The sequence below is a fragment of the Sphingomonas mollis genome, from assembly GCF_016427505.1.
Classification (GTDB): Bacteria; Pseudomonadota; Alphaproteobacteria; order Sphingomonadales; family Sphingomonadaceae; genus Sphingomonas; species Sphingomonas mollis.
The window spans coordinates 198,905-221,166 of record NZ_JAELXS010000003.1 but is presented as its reverse complement, the minus strand read 5'-3'; the positions used below and the strand labels follow the sequence as shown (position 1 = coordinate 221,166).

Sequence of the window (22,262 nt, the reverse complement as noted above, 5' to 3'; positions counted from 1 at the left end):
CGTTGCGGGCATTTATTGATGAGCGAATCTCATGCGTCTGCGGGATGGTGGACTTTTGCAGAGCGTGCGCGACCTTCAGATGTCTGAATGGTTCGCGCGGAGGCGCGGAGACGCGGAGAAGAAAAGAGAGATCAGGGCGCTGCGCGCGGCCGGAACCACGGCCGCAGGCCCCTGTCGATCAACCATACACTCGTAGGACGTCGATCCTGTTACATCACGATCGACCTTCGTCGCACTTCTTCTCCGCGTCTCCGCGCCTCCGCGTGAACCCTCTTATTCTGTCGGCTCCTCTCAGCCCACCAGTCGCCGCGCCGCGCGGAACAGGCCGTCGACCGGCACCTCGATCCAGTCGGGCCGGTTCGCTGCCTCGTATCCGACCTCGTACGCTGCTTTGGCGACCAGCAGCAGGTCGAGGAGCGCGACGTCGGGCTGGCTGTCGCTGGCCGCCTGATACGCGTCGAGGAACGTCTCGCGCGCGCGGTGGCAGAAGCGGGCGTAGCGATGCTCGGCGCGCAATGCTTCCGTGTCCGGCCCCGGCGGGCGTGACCGGTCGGCGACGGCGGTGGCGTAATCGAACGAGCGCAGGATGCCGGCGACGTCGCGCATCGCCAGATCCTTGGCGCGGCGCTCGGCGAGCGGTTTCGCGGGCTGCCCCTCGAAATCGATCAGCATCACGTCGCCAGCGGTCACCAGCACCTGCCCCAGATGCAGATCGCCATGGATGCGTGTCAGTCGCTGCCCGGCCGCGGCGGTCGCGACCTGACGAATGCGGTCGGCCAGCGCGTCGCGGTTCGCGACGAGCCATCCGGCCGCCTCGCCCTCAAGCCCCGCCGCCGTCACATGGCGGATGGCGGTGTCGACATCGCCGAGGATGTCCGTGCCCAGACGCGCCGCCCCGTCCGCCGACAGGATATCGGCGGCGAAGGCGGGATCGTCGGTCGGCAATGCCAGTACCGCGTGCATCTCCGCCAGCCGCCGCCCCAGCGTTTCGGCGAAGCTGGCATAGTTGGAGAAGGTGGCATCGTCGGCGCTCGCCAGCCGTTCCAGCACGCCCAGCGTCCAGCTCCACGCATCGCCCTGATTATGGACGAACCGCTGCGCCAGCATCAGAAGCGTGCCGTCCGAGGCACGGCGCACTTCGCCCAGCACCGGCGGCACCGCCTCGAAACCCCGCGCCGTCAGGTAACGTACCATCTCGGCATCGGGGTGGATGCCGGATTCCAGCTTGCGGAGCAGTTTCAGCACCACCGACTGGCCCAGCACCATCGAGCTGTTCGACTGTTCGGCGGTCAGCCATTCGAGTTCGGCGTCGGTGCCGACATCGAGGCCGTCGGACGTGAAGGAGAGCGCGGTATCACCCTCGCCCGTCACGGTGTTCGCGGTCATGCCACCGATCACGCTGCGGGCGAATTCGTTGACCGCGAAGCCATCGGTCAGCAACCCGACCTGCCGGCCGCGGCGCACGCGGGCCAGCGCCAGCGCGCCGGCGAAGCGGCCTTGGGCGTCACCCTCCCACGCGATGCCGAACGGCATGGCATAACGATAGGTCGATCGATCGGTCTCCACCTCGATCTCGGCGAGTAGCAGGTCGTCGACGTCCGGCATCGGATCGAGATGCAGGATGCGTACCGCCCGCACCTGCTCGTCCTTCGCCCCGAACCAGCGGCGCGCGGCGATATAGGCGGGCAGCACGTCGCGCTCCAGCACCGACCGGTTCGCCCCCACCGCGATATCGCCGAAGCCCGGCCGCAACACGAAAGTGAAGCGCTCCGCCTCCAGCGCGGCCGGCGGCGTCGCCCAGTTGGGTGCATCCGCGTCCGCCGACAGCGCGAACCACAAAAAGCCATAGGGCGGCAGCGTCAGGACATAGGGGTTCGGACCGACCGCCGGAAACGGCGTGCCGCCAGTCAATTCGATCGGCGTGCGGCCGTCAAATTCTGCCAGATCCAGCTCCACCGCCTGCGCGGTGCGGCCGAGGTTGAACACGCACAGGATGGTATCGCCCTCATGCTCGCGCACATAGGCCAGTATCTTGCGGTTGGCGGGCCGCAGGAAACGCTGCGTGCCGCGCCCGAAGGCGGGATGCTCGCGCCGCACCGCCAGCATGCGCTTGACCGCGTTCAGCAGCGAATGGCCGTCACGCTCCTGCGCCTCGACGTTGACCGCCTCGAATCCGTAAAGCGGGTCCTGGATCACCGGCAGCGTCAGGTTGGGCGGATCGGCGCGGCTGAAGCCGCCGTTGCGGTCGGGCGACCATTGCATCGGCGTGCGAACACCGTCGCGGTCGCCGAGATGGATGTTGTCGCCCATCCCGATCTCGTCGCCATAATAGAGGACGGGCGTACCCGGCATCGTCAGCAGCAACGCGTTCATCAATTCGACCCGCCGCCGGTCGCGCTGCATCAGAGGCGCGAGACGGCGCCGGATGCCCAGATTGATCCGGGCGCGCCGATCGGCGGCATAGGTGTTCCACAAATAATCGCGCTCGGCGTCGGTCACCATTTCCAGCGTCAACTCGTCATGGTTGCGCAGGAAGATGGCCCATTGGCAGTTGGCTGGAATGTCCGGCGTCTGACGCATGATGTCGGTGATCGGGAACCGATCCTCCTGCGCCACGGCCATGTACATGCGCGGCATCAGCGGAAAGTGGAACGCCATGTGGCATTCGTCGCCCGCCTCGCCCACCGCCGCCGTGTCGCCGAAATATTGCTGCGTATCCTCGGGCCACATGTTCGCTTCGGCGAGCAGCATCCGGTCGGGATATTCGGCGTCCAGCGCGGCGCGGATTTTCTTCAGCACGTCGTGCGTTTCGGACAGATTCTCGTTCGAGGTGCCGTCGCGTTCGATCAGATAAGGGATCGCATCCAGCCGCAGGCCATCGACGCCGAGGTCGAGCCAGAAGCGCATGACGTCCAGCACCTCTTCCAGCACCGCCGGGTTGTCGAAGTTCAGGTCGGGCTGGTGCGAATAGAAGCGGTGCCAGAAATAGGCGCCGGCTTCTTCATCCCATGTCCAGTTCGACTTTTCGGTGTCGAGAAAGATGATGCGGGTGCCGCTGTACAGCTTGTCGTCGTCCGACCAGACGTAGAAATCGCGCTCCGGCGATCCCGGCGGCGCCTTGCGCGCGGCCTGGAACCAGGGGTGCTGGTCCGACGTGTGGTTGATGACCAGTTCGGTGACGACGCGGATGCCGCGCGCGTGTGCCGCCGCGATAAAGGCGGTCGCTTCCGCCATCGTGCCGTAATCCTCCGACACGTCGCGATAGGCGGCGATGTCGTATCCGTCGTCGCGGCGCGGCGAGGGATAGAAGGGCAGCAGCCAGATGCACGTCACGCCCAGATCGGCGATGTAATCCAGCTTCTGGATCAGGCCCTTGAAATCGCCGATGCCGTCATTGTTCGAATCGAAGAAGGATTTGACGTGCACCTGATAGATGACCGCGTCCTTGTACCACAGCGGATCGTGACCCACGCCGGCATCCGCAGTCGTCGTCACGTCGTTCGTCGCGTTCATGCAAGATTCCCCGCCGTCAGGCGCCAGATGCGATAGGGCTGGTCGGGTTCGATCCGGATCGTCTGATCCTTGCCATACCAGTTGAAACGATAGCCTTCGGCCAGATCCTCGACGGCGATGCTGGCATTGTCGTCAAGACCGAATTCCCACAGCGGTACCTGAAACGCGCAGTCATGGCCTTCATGCGGGTCCATGTTCACCATGACGCAGATCATGCCGGCACCATCGGGATCGGGCTTGCCGTACCAGATGATGTTGTCGTCGCCGGCAACGAAGAACTTCGTGTTCAGGTGCGTCTGGAGCGCCGGATATTGCCGCCGGATGCGATTCAGCATCGCGATATCCTGAATGATGTTGCCCGGCGCGTTCCAGTCGCGCGGCTTTACGATGTATTTCTCGGAATCGTTATATTCTTCCTTGCCCGGCACCGGATCGGCTTCGCACAGCTCGAACCCCGAATAGACGCCGAACAGGCCGGACAGCGTCGCGGCGAGCACGGCGCGGATGCGGAAGCCGGGGCGGCCGGACGTCTGGAGAAAGACCGGATTGATGTCCGGCGTGTTGACGAAGAAATGCGGACGATAGAACTCCTGCGGTGCCGTCGTCGTCAGCTCGGTGATGTAATCGGTCAGTTCCTGCTTGCCGTCCCGCCACGTGAAATAGGTATAGGATTGCGAGAAGCCGACCTTGGCGAGCCGGTACATCATCGTCGGGCGCGTGAACGCCTCCGCCAGAAAGATGACGTCGGGATGCTGCGCGCGGACGTCGGCGATCATCCACTCCCAGAACGGCAGCGGCTTGGTGTGCGGATTATCGACGCGGAACGTCTTCACGCCGTGTTCGACCCACAGCAGCACGACATCGCGCAGCGCCACCCAGAGGCCGGGAACGGCATCGGGGCCATAGAAATCGACGTTGACGATATCCTGATATTTCTTCGGCGGGTTTTCCGCATATTTCATCGATCCGTCCGGCCGCCACGCGAACCAGCCGGGATGATCGGTCAGCCACGGATGGTCGGGCGAGCACTGGATCGCGAAATCCAGCGCGATCTCCAGCCCGTGCGCGCGCGCCGCCTCGACCAGCCGAGCGAACGCCTCGAACCCGCCGAGATCGGGATGCACCGCATCATGCCCGCCCTCGGCCGCGCCGATCGCATAGGGGCTGCCGGGATCATCGGGGCCGGCAATCAGCGTGTTGTTCGGCCCCTTGCGGTTGGTGCGCCCGATCGGATGGATCGGCGGGAAATACAGTGTGTCGAAGCCCATGTCGCGGATCTGGGGCAGGCGCGTGACGACGTCGTCGAACGTGCCGTGCCGGCCGGCATCGGGCGTGATCGAACGGGGAAACAACTCGTACCATGACGAGAACCGCGCCGCGATCCGCTCGGCATCCAGCAACTGGCGGGGCGAGCGCAGTACAAAAGGCCGCTGATCCGCCGCCGCCATCAACCCGGCCAGTTCGTCCGACAACAGCAGCGCCGCGCCGGCCATATCGTCGCCCGACGCCTCCAGCTTGGCCGGCCAAGCGGCCAGTGCCTTGCCCGATGCGCTCTTGGCTGCGGCCGTGACGAACCCGCGCCCTTCCATGAAATCGACCGGCTGCGCGACGCCGGCATCCAGCTTCTTGCGGAAATCGCGGCGGAACCCGCCGAACACGTCGAGCCAGCCCTCGACCAGAAACTCATGCCGACCCAGCCGTTCCAGCGTGAAGTCGGCGGTCCAGCGATCGGTCGGCAGCGCGGCCATTGGCACCCGGTGCCATTCGTCCTCATCGACCGCGCGCCACAACAGATGGACCGCCAGTTGCTCATGCCCGTCGGTATAGACGGTGGCCTCGACCGTCACCGTCTCGCCGACGACGCGGCGGACCGCGAAGTCGCCGCCATCGACGTGCGGCGACACCTCTTCGACGACCAGCCGTGGGCTGGCGCTGGCTGCCTGATCGGCCGGTCCGGGCGACGCGGCGATGATGGCCGACGCGGAAGAAGCCGCGCGGGGCGCGGCGGAAAGGGCATCGGCCATGGAATTGTCGCTCGCTGTTTACTTGGTTTTGGTCTTGCGCGGCTTGGGCGCGGCCGGGGCTGGCGTGTCGGCGGGTTCGGCCGGCGCCTTGCGCTTCGGCGGTGCCTTGGCGCGGGGGGTCGCCACGGCCGGCGAATCTGCCGGTTCCGCTTCGTCCGTCGATCCGGCCGGCGCCTCGCGCGTCGCGGACGAGGTCGCCTCCGCATCGGCGATGCTGCTGCCCTCGCCGATGGTCGTGCCGTCCGGCGCTACCTGCGTGCCGCCCTGATCGACCTCGCCGGCCGCCTGATGCCAATGATCCGTGTCGCGTCCGTGGCTGCCACCCTCCTTTTCCCATAATTCATAGGCGCGGCGGCTGATGGATTCATGACGATCGTCGGACATTGCCAGTTTCTCCTTCAGATGAACGGACACTGTTTTCCTCAACTGACCCCATGGGGCAAGTCGAATGAAAACCGCCGACCGCGCGTCCGGTTGCATCGGACACTCGGTCGGCGACCATCCATCAGGCCGCGGCGGTGATGGCGAGCGGCGGCGTCTGCTGGTGTTGCACGACCAGCCAGTCCTCATGCGCGCGGCGGCGATAGGTGGAGGTGCAGTGCGCCTCGTATCCGGGGCCGTCGTCCTTCGTCGCGCGGGCGTGATAGGCGACGACGATCAGGCCTTCTTCCGGCCGGGCGATCCGCCGGTCGGTGATCTCGACCGACGACCAGCGCGGCGTGGCCGCCACCGCCTCGATCGCCTCGCCGCCGCTCATGACGAAGGGCGGCTGCGGCAGGACCATCAGGCATTCGTCGTCGATCGAGGCGCGGTAATGCTCCGCATCGCCCGTCCACAGGCTTTCCTCGAACGTCCATACCCGGTTGTCGTCCATCATCACTCTCCCACGATCAGTTGCAGCGGATAGCGCCGGGCCGGGCCGATCGTTCCCTGACGACATCAAAGCTGCCGCAGGGCACGCGCCGGACGGACCCCCAGGATTGGCCATGCCCCGGCCAGCCCCACGCCGACGACCGCGACCAGCCCCACCACCAGCGTCATCGCGACGACCACCGGATCGGGCGCCCAGGGGAAGGCGAACAACTGCGTGACGACATACCACGCACCTCCCAGCCCGAGCGCCAGCGCGACGACCGCCAGCACCAGTCCGAGCAGCGCATATTCGATCGCCTGCCCCGCCAGCAATTGCCACCGCGTCGCGCCCAGCATGCGCAGCACCACCGCGTCATACGTCCGCGCCTCGCGCGCCGCGGCGATCGCGCCGATCAGCACCGCGATCCCGGCCGCCACCGCCACCCCGGCGGCGGCGGCGATGGCGGCGGCGACCTGACCGACGATGCCCTGCACCTGCGCCAATACGCCGCGCACCTCGATCACGGACACCGACGGAAACGGCGCCAGCAACGCCCGCGTCACCGCGCCCTCGCGGCCCTTGGCCATGTCGATCGTCGCCGCCAGATTATGCGGCGCATCGGCGATCGCGTTGGGCGAGAAGACCATCACGAAGTTGAAGCCCAGCGTATCCCATTCGATCCGCCGGAACGACGCGACCCGCGCGGTCCGCTCGACGCCCAGCAGCGCGATCGTCAGCCGGTCGCCGATCTTCAGGTCTAGCGCCTGCGCCAGCCGCTCGTCGACCGACACCAGCGGCTCGCCCGTGTAACCCTGCGGCCACCAACGGCCGGCGATCAGCTTGCTGCCCTCCGGCACCGTGGTCGCATAGGTCAGTCCGCGCTCGCCGCGCAGCGCCCATGCGCCCTCGGGCAATTGCTTCAGGTCGGCGACGCGGATGTCGCGATAGCCGGTGATCGTGCCGCGCATCAGCGGCACGGTGCGGATCGTGGCGTCGGGCGCCGCTGACCGCACGGTCGCGCGGAACGCCGCCTCGCGGTCGCGCGGCACGTCGAGCGCGAACAGGGCGGGCGCGCGGGCCGGCACGGTGGTGGCGACGGCGGAATCGATGCTGGTGCGGATGCCGGCCAGCAGGACGAACAGCGTCAGCCCCAGCCCCAGCGCGACGACCAGCGCCTCGGTCCGCGCGCCCGGCCGGTGCAGCGCCGCGAGCGCCAGCCGCAATAACGGCCGGCTTGGCCGGGGCAGTCTCGCCACGCCGCGCCGGATCGCCCAGCCCAGCCCCGCCAGCAGCAGCAACGTCGCCGCCACCGCGGCCAGAAACCCCGCCGCCAGCCACGGCTGGTCGGACGTGCCGATCGCCAGCAGCAACGCCGCGCCACCCGCCGCCAGCGTCGGCACCCAGCCACGCCGGCCACCGCCGCGCATCGGCGCCAGCGCCCCGCGCAACAGCCCCGCCGCCGGCGTCGCCCCCGCACTCGCCAGCGGCGGCGCGGCAAAGGCAATCGCCACCAGCAGGCCGTATGCCGCCGCCCGCGCGAGCGGCCACGGCTCCAGCACAAACCCCGGCGCCACCGGCAACACGCTGCGTGCGGCCACCACCAGCAACGGCACCGCCGCCGCGCCGACGATCAGGCCCGCGCCGATCCCGACCAATGCCGCCGCGCCAACCTCGATCGCGACGATCCGCGCCACATCGCCACCGGTCGCGCCCAGCACCTTCAAGGTTGCCAGCGCCCCCCGACGCTGGGCGAGGAACGACGACACGCCGCCGCCGACGCCGATGCCGGCGATCGCCAGCGCCGCCAGCCCGACCAGCGTCAAAAACTGCCCCATGCGATCGACGAAGCGCGACGCACCGGGCGAGGCGCGGTCACGGGTCTTCGCTTCCCAGCCACCGGCGGGAAAGGCATCGCGGAATGCGTCGATTGCCCTCGCGGGATTGCGGCCCGGCGCCATCCTGATCCGGTATCGGTAATCGTACAGGCTGCCCGGCTGGACCAGCCCGGTCGTCGCCAGCGAGGCCGGCGCGACGATCGCGACGGGGCCGAGCGTGAAGCCCTCACCCAACCGGTCCGGCTCGTCGGCGATGATGCCGCCGATCGTCAGCCGGGCGCTGCCGATCCGCACCGCCCCGCCGCGGCCGACGCCGAGGCGATCCGCCAGCGCGGGCGCGATCCATGCCTGTCCCGTCGGCGGCGGCCCGACCGACCGACCGTCGGCCAACGTCACCCGTCCATAAAGCGGATAGCGATCATCGACCGCCTTCAACTGGATCGGCACCACGATCGGCGCGGCGGGCGTGCCGCCGACCGCGCTGGACTGCATCCGCACCGTCGCCGATACGGTGCCGAGACGCGCCATGTACGCGAGTTCGGCGGGCGTCGCGGTTCGTTGCGACACCGCGAATTCCACGTCGCCGCCCAGAATGGCCGCGCCACGATCCGCCAGTTCGCGGCCGATCGCATCGGCGAGACTGCCGATCGCCGCCAGCGCCGCGACGCCGAGAAACAGGCAGACGACCAGCAGCCGCAGGCCACGGAACCGCCAGTCCAGTTCCCGCCGGGCCAGTCGCCAGGCGAGCGGCCAGCCGCTCATGCGGCGCTGTCGGACAGGATGCGCCCGTCCGCCAGCGTGACGATCCGGTCGCATCGTTCGGCCAGCGCCGGATCGTGCGTCACGATCACCAGCGTCGCGCCGGTCGCGGCGCGGCGATCGAACAGCAGGTCCATGATCGAATGGCCGGTCGCCGCGTCGAGATTGCCGGTCGGCTCGTCGGCGAACACCAGCGGCGGGCGCGGCCCCAGCGCGCGGGCGATGGCGACGCGTTGCTGCTCGCCACCCGACAATTGCGTGGGATAATGGTCCAAGCGATGGCCGAGGCCGACCGCCGTCAGCTCCGCCGCCGCCCGCTCAAACGCGTCGGCCATGCCGGCCAGTTCCATCGGCACCGCGACATTCTCGTGCGCGGTCATCGTCGGCAACAGATGGAATGCCTGCAACACGATGCCGATCCGCCCCCGCCGCGCCCGCGCCAGCGCATCCTCGTCCAGCGCTCCCAGATCGAGGCCGGCGACCGTCACCCGCCCGCCGCTCGCGCGTTCCAGCCCGGTCAGCACCGCGAGCAGCGACGACTTGCCCGATCCCGATGCGCCGAGCAGCGCGACGCTTTCGCCCTGCCCGACGCGCAGGTCGATCCCGCGCAGGATGGTGGTGGTGCCGAGCGCCAGCGTGACTTCGCGCGCGTCGATCACCATAGAAGCATCAGGATCGGTCATGAATGGGAGTATCGCATTGGCGGGACGGATAGGGCGCTATGCGGCAGGGGTCGTGCTTCTCCAAGCCCTTGCGGTCGCCGGATGCGATCGATCGCCCGCACCTGCCCCCGCACCCACGGCCGCCCCGACGCCCGCATCGATTGCGCGGCCGGCGGGGCCGGAACGGCTGGTGCTGGCGTTCGGCGACAGCCTGTATGCGGGCTATGGCCTCGACCGGGGCCAGAGCCTGCCCGATGCGATCGAGGCGAAGCTGCGCGGGGCGGGCGTCAACGCGACGATCGTCAATGCCGGCGTGTCGGGTGATACCAGCGCGGCGGGGCGGCAACGGCTGGCCTTCGCGCTCGACAATCTGAAGCGCAAGCCCGACCTCGTGCTGCTGGGACTGGGCGGCAACGACGTGCTGCGCCAGATTTCGCCGGCGGAGACGCGCGCCAATATGACCGCGATGCTGGCCGAGCTGGACCGGCGCGGAATCCCGGTGCTGCTGACGGGCATGAAGGCACCGCCCAATCTGGGGCCGGACTATGTCGCGCAGTTCGATGCGATCTGGCCCGATCTGGCGGCGCGCTATCGCAACACGCTCTATCCGTTCATCCTCGACGGGGTGATCGGCGATCCGGCGCTGATGCAGGCGGACCGCGTCCATCCCAATGTGCGCGGCGTCGCGCGCATCGCCGACCGGGTGACGCCGCTGGTGCAGGAACGGCTCAAAGCCGCACCGTCGATCGCAGGCTGATCGTCCGCGGCCGCGCGCTGTACAATTGCCGCTCGCCGAACGCGCTGGAGAACAGGCGCACCGGCGCGACCGCGTTCAGGGCGTTGTCGATGTTCAGGTCGACCTGCCAGCTCCCGTGTTCATACCCCGCCCGCAATGCGACCTCGGTCCGCGACGCGGTGTGCGCGAAATAGGGATTGCCGGCGTTGAAACCGGTCGGCGACGCATCGTTGCCGCTGACGTCGATGCCCGCGATCAGCCGATCGCCCGGCGCCGGCGGCGGCAGCGTCGCCTCCGCCGACAGCAGATAGGCGATCCGGGGTACGTTGGGCAGGCGATCGCCCTTTCGCCCCATGCCCTCGCTGGTGCCCAGCACGGTGTCCGCACCCAGCCGCGCATCGCTCAGGCTGGCGGCGGCGATCAGGCGCAGCGGTCCGGCGGTAACCGTCGATCGCAGCTCGGCCCCGGTGATGCCGACATTGGTCAGGTTGGCGTTGTAGTTGAACGCCCCGTTCGGGCTGCTCGCCGCGAAAATCGTGTTGCGCCATTCGATCCGGTACACCGCCCCCTCGACCGACCAGCCGCGCCGCGCCGCTTTCATGCCAAACTCGTAATTCCACAGGTGATCGGCGTCATAGAAGCGTTCGGCATCGGTCAGGTTCGGCGTCACATTGATCCCGCCGGGGCGATACCCCTCGGATATCAGCGCATAGAATAGCGGCCCGTCCGGCACCCGGTACGCCAGTTCGCTCTTCAGGTTGCTGCCCCGCGCCCGGCCGGCATAGGACTGTTCGGCCAGGCCAGCGGTGCCGGTGATGATGTTGGGGATCGGCACCGCGCCGGCGGCCCGACGCTGATACCGGTAATGGCGCGCGCCCAGCGTCGCCGACAGGCGGGGCACCACTTCGTATGTCCCCTCCGCGAACACCGCCTGCTGGTCGATCCCGGTGGCGATCGTGCGCAGGCCGATGACGTCCAGCGGCTGGATCAACAGGCCCGTCGCCGCATCGGCGCCCGCGGCATAGCTGGCCACCGCATCGCGCCGATGCTCCATGAACGCCCCGATCGTCCAGGTCAGCGCCGCACCGGCGGGGGAGGCCAGCCGCACCTCCGCATTGCTGCTGCGCATCCGGGTCGGCTGATAGAGGATCGACGGCAGCCGCGCATCGACATAGGCGCGGAACACCGCCATCTGATCGGCCGAACAACGCGCCCCGACCGGCAGGCCGGCCAGCCGCAGGCACCCCGCCATGCTGTCGCGCTGGCGGGCCAGCACATTGGTGTAATCGAGCTGCCGGATCAGCGACCAGCGGACGTGCGACCCCGTCGCGGTCAGCGTCATGCCCGCGATGCCGGCATGCACGGTGGCGCTGGTCAGATCGATGCGATCGGTATTGGGCGTCCGCGTCGCCGGAACGTCGCGATACCGGCCCAGTGCCGGGTCCCACGCGCCACCATCGTCGATCCGCGTATGCTGGTGCAGGTACAGCCCCTCCACCCGCACGTCCCCCACCGGCGCCCATGCCACGCGCAGGCGAGCGCCCTCGCGCACCAGACCACCCGTATCGGCGATGCCAAGCCGGTCATTGTCGATATACCCGCCCAGCGACCGGCGATGCGCGACGATCCGCACCGCCAGCCGGTCGTCGACCAACGGCACATTGGCGACCGCCGCGATCGATCCGCCCCAACCACCGCCATCGACCGCGTCGACACGGCTTTCCACGCTGGCGCTCGCCCGCGCCAGATCGACGGGTTGCGGCAGGATGCGCAGCGTGCCGCCCATCGAACTGGCGCCATAGAGCGTTCCCTGCGGCCCCTTCAGCAACTCGATCCGCTCGATATCGACCAGATCGATATCGGGCGCAAAGGCGCCGGGATCGCCGGTGGTGCCCGATGGGCCGTTGATCGGCGTTTCGCCGAAATAGACGCCCACCGTCGCCTCACCGGTGCCGGAGACGCCGCGGATGGCCAGCCGCTGCTGCAGCGGCCCGGTGTTGAACGCGACCAGCCCCGGCAACTGCCGGGCCACCGATCGAAGGTCGTAAGTGCCGCGCGCGTCGATCTCGGCCGCCGACACGGTGGCGATGCTCATTTCGGTATCGACCAGCGGCGTCGGCCGTTTCAGGGCGGTCACGACGATCTCGTCCTCGACCGACATCGGCAGTGGCCAGGCGGTCTTGGGCGCAGGCGCAGCGGCGACGATGATGACGACCCCGCCCGGCAGGGTACGGGCGGCAAGGCCACTGCCCGCCAGCATCCGGCGCAGCGCCCGGTCGCGGTCGACCGGCCCCCTCACGCCGCGCGTCCGGCGAGCGCCGACGACGGCCGGATCGAACAGCACCTGCCGCCCGGTCGCCACCGCCAGCCGCCGCAACGCCGAATCGAGTCGGCCGGCAGGGATCGACATGACGGTGGCAGACGGCGGCGCGCGCTGCGCCGCGACCGGCGAACAAAGAGCGACGGCGATCCACAACGGACACCGACAGGCCGCAAGCGCCCACCGCCCCGTTCGCTGATGCGTCATTTCCGTGTCGCGGCGCATGGCAGGCTCGTCGGCTACTCCAGGTCAAGGATCGGGCAACGGCGAATCGACGTCCTTCGTCCCTTTTGCGCTTCCGTCACCCTCTCCCGGCGTTCGATCCGTCATCCGATCGTCATGGGCCAATGTCCACGCTTGACGCGTCGCTGGCAACATGATCGATTGCTGCCATAAACGGGGGATGCCGGCGGCTGCTTTGATAGGCGACGGACGTGGTCATGCTGGGACTTTATGCATCCATTGATATGGAACGGGGCGCCGAGGGGCCAGCGCGGACGGACGAGGTGCGCCAGGGCTTCACCCAGCATCTGGGCGCGATCCGCCGTTTCTTCCTGAAACGCGCGCCGGTCGCCGATGTCGACGACCTGGTGCAGGATGTCGCGATGCGGATGCACACCCGCCGCGCCGACGATCCGATCGCCAATGTGGAAGGATATCTGTTCCAGACCGCGCACAGCGTGCTCGCCGATCGGGGTCGCCGCGATTCGACGCGGTGTCGGTCGAGCCACGACAGTCTGGAAGAATTTCACCATCCGGTTGAGGACCGCTCGCCGGAACGCGTCCTGGAAGGAAAGGAGCAGTGGTCGATGCTGCTCGCCGCCATGGAGGATCTGCCCGCGCGTACGCGTGAGGCTTTCGTCCTTCACCGGTTCGAGGAGATGCAGTATGCGGCCATCGCTGGACACATGGGAATATCGGTGAGCGCGGTCGAAAAACATATCATGCGGGCGATCCGCCGGCTTGCTGACGCGATCGCCTGACATGAGCGGCCCCGATCTGTCAGACGACCTGCGGCGCGACGCGGGCGGTACGGCGGCGCGCTGGTATGCGCGGCTGCGGGCCGACGATGCGACCGATGCCGATCGTCTGGCCATGCGCCGCTGGCGCGTGGCCGACCCGGCCAACGCGCGCGCGTGGGATGCGGTATCGCAGGCCGACAGCCGCTTGAATGCGATGCGGGACGATCCCGCCATCCGCGCGATGCGGGACCGGGTCCGCCCACGCGCCGACGCCACATCCGCGCGCCCATGGCGGTCCTATGCCGCGGCGGCCGCGATCATGTTGACGGTGGGAACGTCCGCCACCTGGCTGATCGCCGGTCGCGCGCCGCCGGTGCGCGAGGAACGGATCGCCTCCGCCACCGGCCAGATGCGGCATCTGCGGCTGGCGGACGGCAGCGTGATGACGCTCGACACCGCATCGACCGCGATGGTCCAGGCGCCGGGCGACGAGCGGCGGGTCACGTTGCAGCGGGGCCGGGCGCTGTTCGCCGTCGCCAAGGACGCCGCACACCCCTTCATCGTGACGGCCGGCGACAACACCGTCACTGCGGTCGGCACCGAGTTTTCGGTCGAGCTGGCCCCGGATGGCATGACCGTCGCGCTGATCGAGGGATCGGTGCGCGTCGCCTCGCCCGATGCCACGCGCCTGCTGTCGCCGGGCGATGTCCTGACGATCGCGAACGGGCGTGGCACGGTGCGGGCGGGCGCGGCGACGATCGACACCGAATGGCGCAACGGCACGCTGACGTTCGACGCCATGCCGCTGGGCGAAGTGGCGGCGCAGCTGAACCGCTATGCCACCCGCCAGATCGTGATCGGCGACCCTGCGCTGGCCCGCCGGCCGTTCAGTGGCGTGCTGCTGACCCGTGACGGCGCCGATGCGCTGGTCGCCGCCCTCGACGCCTATGGCACCGCCCGCGTCGCGCGGACCACGCGCGACCAGATCGTGCTGATGCCGCAATAGCCGTGCCGCCCGGATGGCGGCACGGGCATCGTCCTTACTCCGCCGCCGGTGCCTTGCGGTAATCGAGCGGCGGCTTCCGGTCGCCCAGCATCGCCTTGTACGTGAAGCCTGGGCCGCGCTTCTTCTCGAACTCCGCCTTTGCCGCCGCGATCGTCGTCGGGTTGCGGAACAGGTCGGCTGCCGCCAGCGCCAGCGTCTTGGTCGCCAGCACCGCGCCCTTGGCACCGATGCTGCTGCCCGCCGCGGCGACATTCTGCCAGCTGTGCCCGGCCGATCCCGGCACGAACGTGGCCGTCGACAGGCCCACCGTCGGCGTCACCCAGCTGACGTCGGACACGTCGGTCGATCCGCCCAGCGCATCGTCCTCCATCACCGCCGTCTGGATTTCGCCGACGCTCGACAGCGGCGGTGCGCCGGGTGCCAGCGTCTTCTGGATGCCCTGAGCAAACGTCGTCTCCTCCGGCGTCCAGCTGATCGCGCCCGCTGAGCGCAGGCTGCGGTCCATCACCTTCATCAGCGCTTCGTTCGGCAACAGGCTGTACACGCCGCCCGTCACCTCGAAATCGACCTTCGTCTCGGTGCCGAGCGCCGCGCCCTCGGCCGCCTTCTTCACCCGGTCCATCACCGACACGACCACCTTCGGATCGACGTGGCGGACGTAATAATAGACCTCTGCCTCGTCCGGCACGACGTTGGGCGCCTTGCCGCCATTGGTGATGACGTAATGGATGCGGGTGCGGTCGGGGATATGCTCGCGCATCAGGTTCACCATCGCGTCCAGCGCCTCCACCCCGTCCAGCGCCGACCGCCCCTTGTCGGGGTTGCCGGCCGCATGGGCGGAGATGCCGTGGAAGCGGAACTTGCCGCTGATATTGGCCATCGACGGCCCCTGCGACGCGCTGTTCGTGTTGCCGGGGTGCCAGTGCAGCACGGTATCGACATCGTTGAACAGGCCGTCGCGGACCATATACACCTTGCCCGACCCGCCCTCTTCGGCCGGGGTGCCATAGACGCGGATTTCGCCCGCCACCTTGTTGCGGACCATCCACTCCTTCACCGCGATCGCGGCATAGGTGCTGGCGGTGCCGAACAGATTGTGGCCGCAGCCATGGCCCGCGTCGCCACCGATCGACTGCTTGGTGGGCGACGCCGCCTGCGACAGGCCCGGCAGCGCATCATATTCGGCCAGCACGCCGATCACCGGCCCTGCACCGTTCTTGAAGCTGGCGACGAAGGCGGTCGGCTCGCCCGCCACGCCCGGCTTCACCGCGAAGCCCGCCGCCTTCAGCTTCGATTGCAACAGGGTGGAGCTTTGCTGCTCCTGATACCCGACCTCGGCGAATTTCCAGATCTGCAGCGCGGTGTCGGCGATCGGCTTCTGCGCCGCCTCCACCGTCGCCAGTATCTGTTGCCGGTCGGCCGGTGCCAGTTCCTGCGCGGCGGCGGGCATGGCCGCACCCGTCATCAGCGCGGCGATCGTCAGTGTCTTCATCATGATCCGGTTCCCGTCAGGTCAAAAGCGCTTGGTGATGCCGATGAAGAAATACCGGCCCATGACGTCGTAGTTCTGGGCATCGAACGTACCCTCGATATCGCCGACCTGTGGCGGCTTCTTGTTGAACAGGTTCGTCGCGCCCAGCCGGAACTCGGTCGTCTCCCCCGCCTCGAACCGGGCATTCAGGTCGAACACGTTGTACTTGTCGACGCCGCGTGTCGTGCTGGTCGGCGACACCACCCGCGCCGATGCCTTCATGCTGCTGATGTACCGCCACCGCATGCCAAGGCTCGCCCCACCCAGCGAATAGGTGAGCGACGTGATCGACTTCCAGCGCGGATGCGCCGTCCCCGCCACGCTCTCGACACCGGTGCCGATACTGCCCGCATAGTCATAGGTGGGTGCCCCCGGCAGCGCCTGGATCTTGAACGAGTCGGTGTAGCTGACCGCCGAATTGAGCGCGATCAGGCCGGCGTCGCCATTGAAGCCAAGGCCGTTCAGCGGGAACCGCCAATCGAACTGCACGTCGATCCCGCGCACCTGGAACGTACCCAGATTGAGCAGCGGCTGGAGCGGGTTGACCGGCACGCCGCTCGCCGTGCTGCGGGTGATGAGCGAGCAGTAATAATTGGTCGCGCTGTAAGAGGGATTGTTGCCGCCCGAATTGAAGCAGAACTGGAAAGCCTGCGCGATCGACAGCGGTCCCACCGCGTCGCGGATCTTGATCTGATACGCATCGACCGACAGCGACATGTTCTTCAGCATCGCCGAATCGAACGGCGACTGGATGACGCCGCCGACCGAATAGGTATCGGCGGTTTCCTCCTCCAGCTCGGGATTGCCCCCGGTCAGCGCGAACACCTGCGCGGTGCCGAGTTGATAGCTGTCGATGATCGTCGTCGGTATGCCCTGCGCCAGACACAGCGACCGCACCTGCGCGGCGGCGGTGCCGCGACGATAGGACGATCGCGTGTCGCACGGATCGCCATTCGTCGTCGTCGCCGACGCCGTACCGATCGCCACCGACCCGGTGGATACGGGTGCGAACAACTCGCCGACACTGGGCGCCCGGATCGCGCGGTTATATCCGCCACGCAGGCGCAGCCCCTCGAATACCGTCCATGACGCGTCCGCCTTGTACGTATGGACGCCACCGACCGTGTTGTAGTTGGAATATCGATAGCCGAGGTCGAGATCGAGCTGCTGGATCAGCGGAATGTCGTGCAGCAACGGCACCAGCAGTTCGGCATAGGCCTCACCCGTGTCGATCGATCCGCCGGCGGGGCGCAGCACGCTGTACCCCAGAATGTCGCTGGTCCCGTCCGGCTGCGCCAGTGCCGCATCCGGGTTGAAGCCATATCCGTTGAACCGGTAATCGGCACCGACCGCGAAGCGCACCTCGCCGGCGGGCAGGTTGACCAGGCCCCCCTGGATATTGCCCTCCACCGTCCGCTGCTTCAGCTCGTTGGAATTGACGGTGCGGCGCGAGATGTAATCGATGCACGCCTGCGACGGGGTCAGGTTGCCGAACGGGTTGAAGCCGCCCGCGCACAATTCGGTGCCGCCGGTCGGGCTGTTGAGCAGCCGCGCGGTCGCGCTGGCGCTGGCGCCGCCGGTCTGCGCGTTGACGAACTTGGCCTTGCTGACGCTGCCGTACAGGTCCCAGGTCCAGTCCCTGATGCCGATCTTGCCCGACAGGCCGGTCGTGATCTGGTACACGTCGTAATCATAGGTCTGATACCGTGGCCCCAGAATGTTGAGCGCCTTGTAAAAGGTGAACGCCCCGTTCGGCGTCGGCCGCGATGCCAGGATCGTGCGGAACGCGGCCGGGATGAACGGGTTCGTCACCGGCACCGTCAGGCCGTACACGTTCGATGCCAGCGTCGGGTTCGTGATGCCCAGCGACGAATAGCTGGTGTAGCTGAACTGCACGAACGCCTTGATGGATTCCGTCACGTCGTAATCGACCTTGCCGAACACGTTGTACCGGCTGAGATCGGATTGCAGCGAGCTGCCGTTGAAGCCGAAATTGACCTGCTGGCTGTTGGTGCCGCTGTTGACGATATACGCCTCGTCGGTCTGCGGATCGCGGAAGTTCAGCACCGGCACGCCGACGGTCGAGAACAATGTCTGGTCGGTGTTGAAGCCGATCTGGCCGGTATAACGCCCCGCCGCGTTGCCCGTCAGCGCGGGCACGCCGTACCCGCTGAACACGCCGTTGACCGACGCCAGCGTCGGCAGGTTCGCGCCGAACAGCACGGTGCCCTGCGGAATGGTGGCGAGGCCCGGCGTCGTCTGGCGCGCGGTGTAGTAATCGCGGGCGCTCTGCAACGCGCGTTCGCGCTTGGTGTAATCGATCGAAATCACTGCCCGGCCGCGACCCTCCGCAAAGGGCGCGCCGGCGGTGCCGGTGATGCGATACGTATTGCCGTCGCCATAATCGCTGACCCCGGTCTGGCCGTTCAGCTCCAGCCCCTTGAAATTGCGGCGCAGGCGGAAGTTGACGACACCCGCCGTCGCATCCGATCCATAGGTCGCCGACGCACCGCCGGTGATGACCTCGATATTCTCGATCAGCGCATCGGGGATGATGTTCAGATCGACCGAGCCATCGGGGTTCGACGGCTGGATGCGCCGGCCATCGAGCAGTAACAGCGTGCGCTTCGATCCCAGGCCACGCAGTGACGCATATGCCTGCCCGCCGTTCAGGCCGGTCGATGTGCTGCCGCCATTCGCCTGCCCGAACGCGCCGCTGAACTGCGGCAACTGGGTCAGCGCGCTTTCCACGGTGACGCGGCCGGTGTTCTCCAGCGTGTCCTGCGACAGCGATACGATCGGGCTGTTCGCGGCATAATCCTGACGCGCGATGCGCGATCCGGTGATGAGGATTTCCTCGGACGGCGCAGGCGCGGCGTCGGGTTCCTGTGCGTCGATCGCCGATTCCGGCGGATTTTCCGGGGTCGGCACGCCGATCTGCGCCTGCGCACTGGCGGCGATCAGGGCGAAGGAAGCGCAGCTGGCAGCCAGCAACGAACGGCGAACGGTGCGTCGAACCATATGGAAGTGTCCCCGATTTGCGGCCGCTTCGTTGGCGGCTTCATCGGGAAAGACGCAGGGCTGTCACATTCCCTCACCCGCGTTTCGTAAAAAAGTTCCGAAAAATTATTTAAATATGAAACTTTAGTGTTCTGATATCTCGTATCGCGAAACAACCACCCTCACCCTTTGCCGCCTTCGGGGTTTTTTCCCTCTCCCACCGGGAGAGGGAGGGAGCGGCAAAGCCGCGGAAGGGTAAGGGTGGGTGTCCTACCGCGTCGCCGCCACCGAAGGACCATATAGCAACCCGTTGAACAGCAGCTTGAACGTCGCATAGGGCTGCGCCCGCTGCGTTACCTCCGGCCCCATCGCGAACAGCTTGCCGCGCCCGAGATCGAGGTCGGCGACCGCGATGGTGCCCTGCAGCTTCTCCTGCCCGACCGCCCAGCCGCTGCGCAGCGGTTTCGCGCTGTCGAACCACGCCACCCGTGCCCCCGCCCCGGCATCCAGCCGGAACGGCTGGCTGTCGTCGAAGAAGATATCGACCCGCGGCGTCATCCCATATCCCAGCGGCTGGCGCGTATCGACGCTGGCCGACAGAACCGCGCCGGGAATGTAGAACTCCTTCGTATCGAGCGCCGCCAGCGTTCCGTCCGCCTTCTTCGTCACCAACGCCGGCTGCAATTGCGGCGCCAGCAGCGTGGCGAGCCGATTGGCGCTGCCCACCGTCAACACGGTGCCGCCCGCCTCCGCGAACGCCTTCACCGCCGGCACCGTCCTGTCGGTCGTCACATCGCCCAGCCAGCTGCGATATTCGGCCGGGATACTTTCCGGCTTGGGCATCTCGAACCGGTAACCACCGGGATATGGCCCGCCCCGCACCGTCGGCACCGTGCCGTCCGCGAACAGCAGCACATCGTATTTCCCGTTCAGATTGCCGGCGTCCAGCTCCTGCGGATAGACGACCGAGAACGGGAACTCGAACTCCTCCAGCAGCCACCGCGTCCACCCCGCCGGCATGATCCCGCCATATCGATCGACCAGTCCGACGCGGACCGGCTTCAGCGCCATCGTGCCGCCCGCCGGCGCGCGACCGGCGGCATAGGCGTCGATCCCCAATTCGGCGACGCCGCGCGCCAGTACCTCACGCGCGCCTGCCGATGCCGGAATCCAGATCGCGCCCGGCGCCAGCGTCTTGCCCCCGGCCTTCGTCTCCGCCTTCACCCACGACACCGGCACCCCCGCCTTCAACAGGCGATTGGTCAGGATGAAGCCGTTGTTCGTCTCATGCCCGACCAGCCAGCCGGCGCGGCCCGACCCGACGATCCGGCCCGGCGGCGGCGCGATCATGTCCGTCACCCTGGCGAACGGCCCGTCGAAGCCCTCCAGCACCCGGTCGAAGCCGACGCCCATCTGGTACGCCAGCGTATAGCCGGTGATGTCGTACGGCGCCTTGGGCGGCCCGCCCGGATATTCCAGATCGTGCGGATGATCCTGCGGTTCGAACATGTCGAGCACATGCGGGCGATAGGCCTGCGCCGTCTTCACCACATACGACCCGGCCGGATAGCGTTTGCCGCCGACCGTGAACGCCGCCGTCGAACGCTGAACATCGACGCCGTTCTTGATGAGCGTGTTCAGGAACGCCACCGTCGTCGGCAGGTCGCGCTGGTCGGCGGACAGGATGTATCCGCGCGGATCGCGCTTCGCGGGGTCCTGCAGCACCGTCTTGTACAGGTCCGGCGCGACCATGCCTTCGCGGGCACGGCTGTTATAGCCGACGAAGCCCTCGTCCGCCTTTTTCGACTTGCCCGCTTCCTTCAGCGCATCGACCTCTGCCGGGGTCGTCGTCCAGCTATCGCGATTGCCGCGCTGGATCGCCTGATCGCCCATCCGCCAGATGTTCAGCAGCAACCGTTCGCGGTTGCGCGCGGCGTAATCCATCACGGCCCGGTCGAGCGACCATTGATATTCCAGACTATCGCGTAAGTGCCAGTCGCGCGGCCCGATCGGCAGCGGCTCGTCACTGCGCGCCAGTTGCGTGTCGGCGATCAGCGGAATCTTCTCCGGCGTCGGCCCGCCGATGATCTCGGTCAGCAAACCGATCGAGTTGTGGAAATACGCGATCGATCGCACCATGCCGTTGTGCCACGTCGAATAGGGCGCGGCGCTGCGCATGCCCGATCCGCCCTTTTCCTCCGACACCAGCCGGCTGTGCATCGCCGCGCCGACCTCGTTCAGCTCGGTCATGACGATCGGGTTGTAGTTGTAATTGAACGGGTCGCGGAACGGCGGCACGAACACCACCATGCCCGCCGGCCCGGTCTGATGCTGGTTGAACACGATCTGTGGAAACCATTCGCGGAACAGCACGCGGTTGATCGCTACCGTCTCGGGCATCTGCGCCATAAAGCTGTCGCGGTTGTTATCGTGGCCGACATATTTCTGGTACAGCCGCGGGATCGTGCGGAACTCGCGGTCCTTGGGGTCCTTGTTCCGCATGTACCAGTCGGCGACGAGTTGCAGGCCGTCCGGATTGTCGTGCGCGAACAGGACGATCGTCTCGTCCAGTATCCGCATCGTCTCGGCATCGGTGCCGGTCAGCATCCGGTAGAGGACGTGGATCTGACTCTGCGTCGTCACCGTCTCGGTCGCGTGCAGGCCGGCATCGATCCACACCACCGCCTTGCCCTCGGCCGCCAGCGCCTTCGCCTCGGCCTCCTTTACGCCCTCCGCCTTGGCCAGCCGCTGCGCGATGGCGCGATAGCGGTCGAGGTTCGCCAGATTTGCGGGCGACGAGACGATCGCCATCCACATCGTCCGCCCCTCGGCCGACTTGCCGATATCGACCAGCTTCATCCGGTCGGACTGGCTGGCGAGCTTCTTCAGATACGCCTCATACGCATCGTAGTTCGCCAGATAATAATCGCTCCCCGGCTCGGTCGGGAAACCTTGCGAGGGCGCGGTGACGCCCGCCACCGGCGGGGTGATGACCTGCGCCGGCAGCATCTGCGCGCTCGCCAGCAACGTGGTGCCCAACAGCAAACCGATCTTCATCATC

13 protein-coding genes are annotated in these 22,262 nt (G+C 67.6%); 3 read left to right on the top strand and 10 right to left on the bottom strand.

Annotated elements, in window-relative coordinates:
- Positions 1-291: 291 nt before the first annotated feature.
- The 6 genes from treS to JAO74_RS06805 all read right to left on the bottom strand — a co-directional run bounded on the left by treS (position 292) and on the right by JAO74_RS06805 (position 9,667).
- Positions 292-3,513, bottom strand: coding sequence for a maltose alpha-D-glucosyltransferase (treS, locus tag JAO74_RS06830; RefSeq protein WP_199036394.1), 3,222 nt, complete (start codon positions 3,511-3,513; stop codon positions 292-294).
- On the bottom strand, positions 3,510-5,537 hold the full coding sequence (locus JAO74_RS06825; protein ID WP_199036392.1) for an alpha-1,4-glucan--maltose-1-phosphate maltosyltransferase: 2,028 nt from the start codon (positions 5,535-5,537) through the stop codon (positions 3,510-3,512). Before JAO74_RS06825 ends, treS begins: the two co-directional genes overlap by 4 nt.
- An 18-nt stretch (positions 5,538-5,555) precedes the next feature.
- Entirely contained in the window at positions 5,556-5,921 is a 366-nt protein-coding gene (locus JAO74_RS06820; RefSeq protein ID WP_199036389.1) for a DUF2934 domain-containing protein, read from the bottom strand.
- A gap of 121 nt (positions 5,922-6,042) precedes the next feature.
- Positions 6,043-6,414 carry a DUF4440 domain-containing protein gene (locus JAO74_RS06815; RefSeq protein ID WP_233150750.1) on the bottom strand — a complete coding sequence of 124 codons (372 nt, stop codon included), beginning with the start codon at positions 6,412-6,414 and terminating at the stop codon, positions 6,043-6,045.
- Positions 6,415-6,476: 62 nt separating this feature from the next.
- A complete protein-coding gene (locus JAO74_RS06810; RefSeq protein ID WP_199036385.1) occupies positions 6,477-8,987 on the bottom strand; it encodes an ABC transporter permease in 2,511 nt (836 codons plus the stop codon).
- Positions 8,984-9,667 (bottom strand): ABC transporter ATP-binding protein, encoded by a 684-nt coding sequence (locus JAO74_RS06805; protein ID WP_233150749.1) that lies wholly within the window; start codon positions 9,665-9,667, stop codon positions 8,984-8,986. The genes JAO74_RS06810 and JAO74_RS06805 overlap by 4 nt, the downstream gene beginning before the upstream one ends.
- A gap of 52 nt (positions 9,668-9,719) precedes the next feature.
- On the opposite strand from JAO74_RS06805, the gene JAO74_RS06800 reads away from it, so the two are divergent.
- The gene (locus tag JAO74_RS06800) at positions 9,720-10,403 is read left to right on the top strand and encodes an arylesterase (RefSeq protein WP_332908746.1); all 684 of its coding nucleotides are present in this window, start codon (positions 9,720-9,722) and stop codon (positions 10,401-10,403) included.
- On the opposite strand, the gene JAO74_RS06795 is transcribed toward JAO74_RS06800, so the two are convergent.
- Positions 10,375-12,792 (bottom strand): TonB-dependent receptor, encoded by a 2,418-nt coding sequence (locus JAO74_RS06795; protein WP_199036381.1) that lies wholly within the window; start codon positions 12,790-12,792, stop codon positions 10,375-10,377. The genes JAO74_RS06800 and JAO74_RS06795 overlap by 29 nt on opposite strands.
- A gap of 350 nt (positions 12,793-13,142) precedes the next feature.
- Here JAO74_RS06795 and JAO74_RS06790 point away from each other — a divergent pair, with 350 nt between their 5' ends.
- Together JAO74_RS06790 and JAO74_RS06785 are read left to right on the top strand one after the other, a co-directional pair.
- Positions 13,143-13,685, top strand: a complete 543-nt coding sequence (locus JAO74_RS06790; protein WP_233150748.1) for an RNA polymerase sigma factor — start codon at positions 13,143-13,145, stop codon at positions 13,683-13,685.
- Between the two features lies 1 nt (position 13,686).
- Positions 13,687-14,670, top strand: a complete 984-nt coding sequence (locus tag JAO74_RS06785; protein ID WP_199036379.1) for a FecR family protein — start codon at positions 13,687-13,689, stop codon at positions 14,668-14,670.
- Positions 14,671-14,704: 34 nt separating this feature from the next.
- Here the strand turns inward: JAO74_RS06785 and JAO74_RS06780 are convergent, their stop codons facing one another.
- The 3 genes from JAO74_RS06780 to JAO74_RS06770 form a co-directional block, all read right to left on the bottom strand.
- Complete coding sequence (locus JAO74_RS06780) at positions 14,705-16,162, bottom strand: amidohydrolase (protein WP_199036735.1); 1,458 nt, start codon at positions 16,160-16,162, stop codon at positions 14,705-14,707.
- Between the two features lie 21 nt (positions 16,163-16,183).
- Positions 16,184-19,222 carry a TonB-dependent receptor domain-containing protein gene (locus JAO74_RS06775; protein ID WP_199036378.1) on the bottom strand — a complete coding sequence of 1,013 codons (3,039 nt, stop codon included), beginning with the start codon at positions 19,220-19,222 and terminating at the stop codon, positions 16,184-16,186.
- A gap of 249 nt (positions 19,223-19,471) precedes the next feature.
- Complete coding sequence (locus tag JAO74_RS06770; RefSeq protein WP_233150747.1) at positions 19,472-22,258, bottom strand: M14 family metallopeptidase; 2,787 nt, start codon at positions 22,256-22,258, stop codon at positions 19,472-19,474.
- Positions 22,259-22,262: the final 4 nt, after the last annotated feature.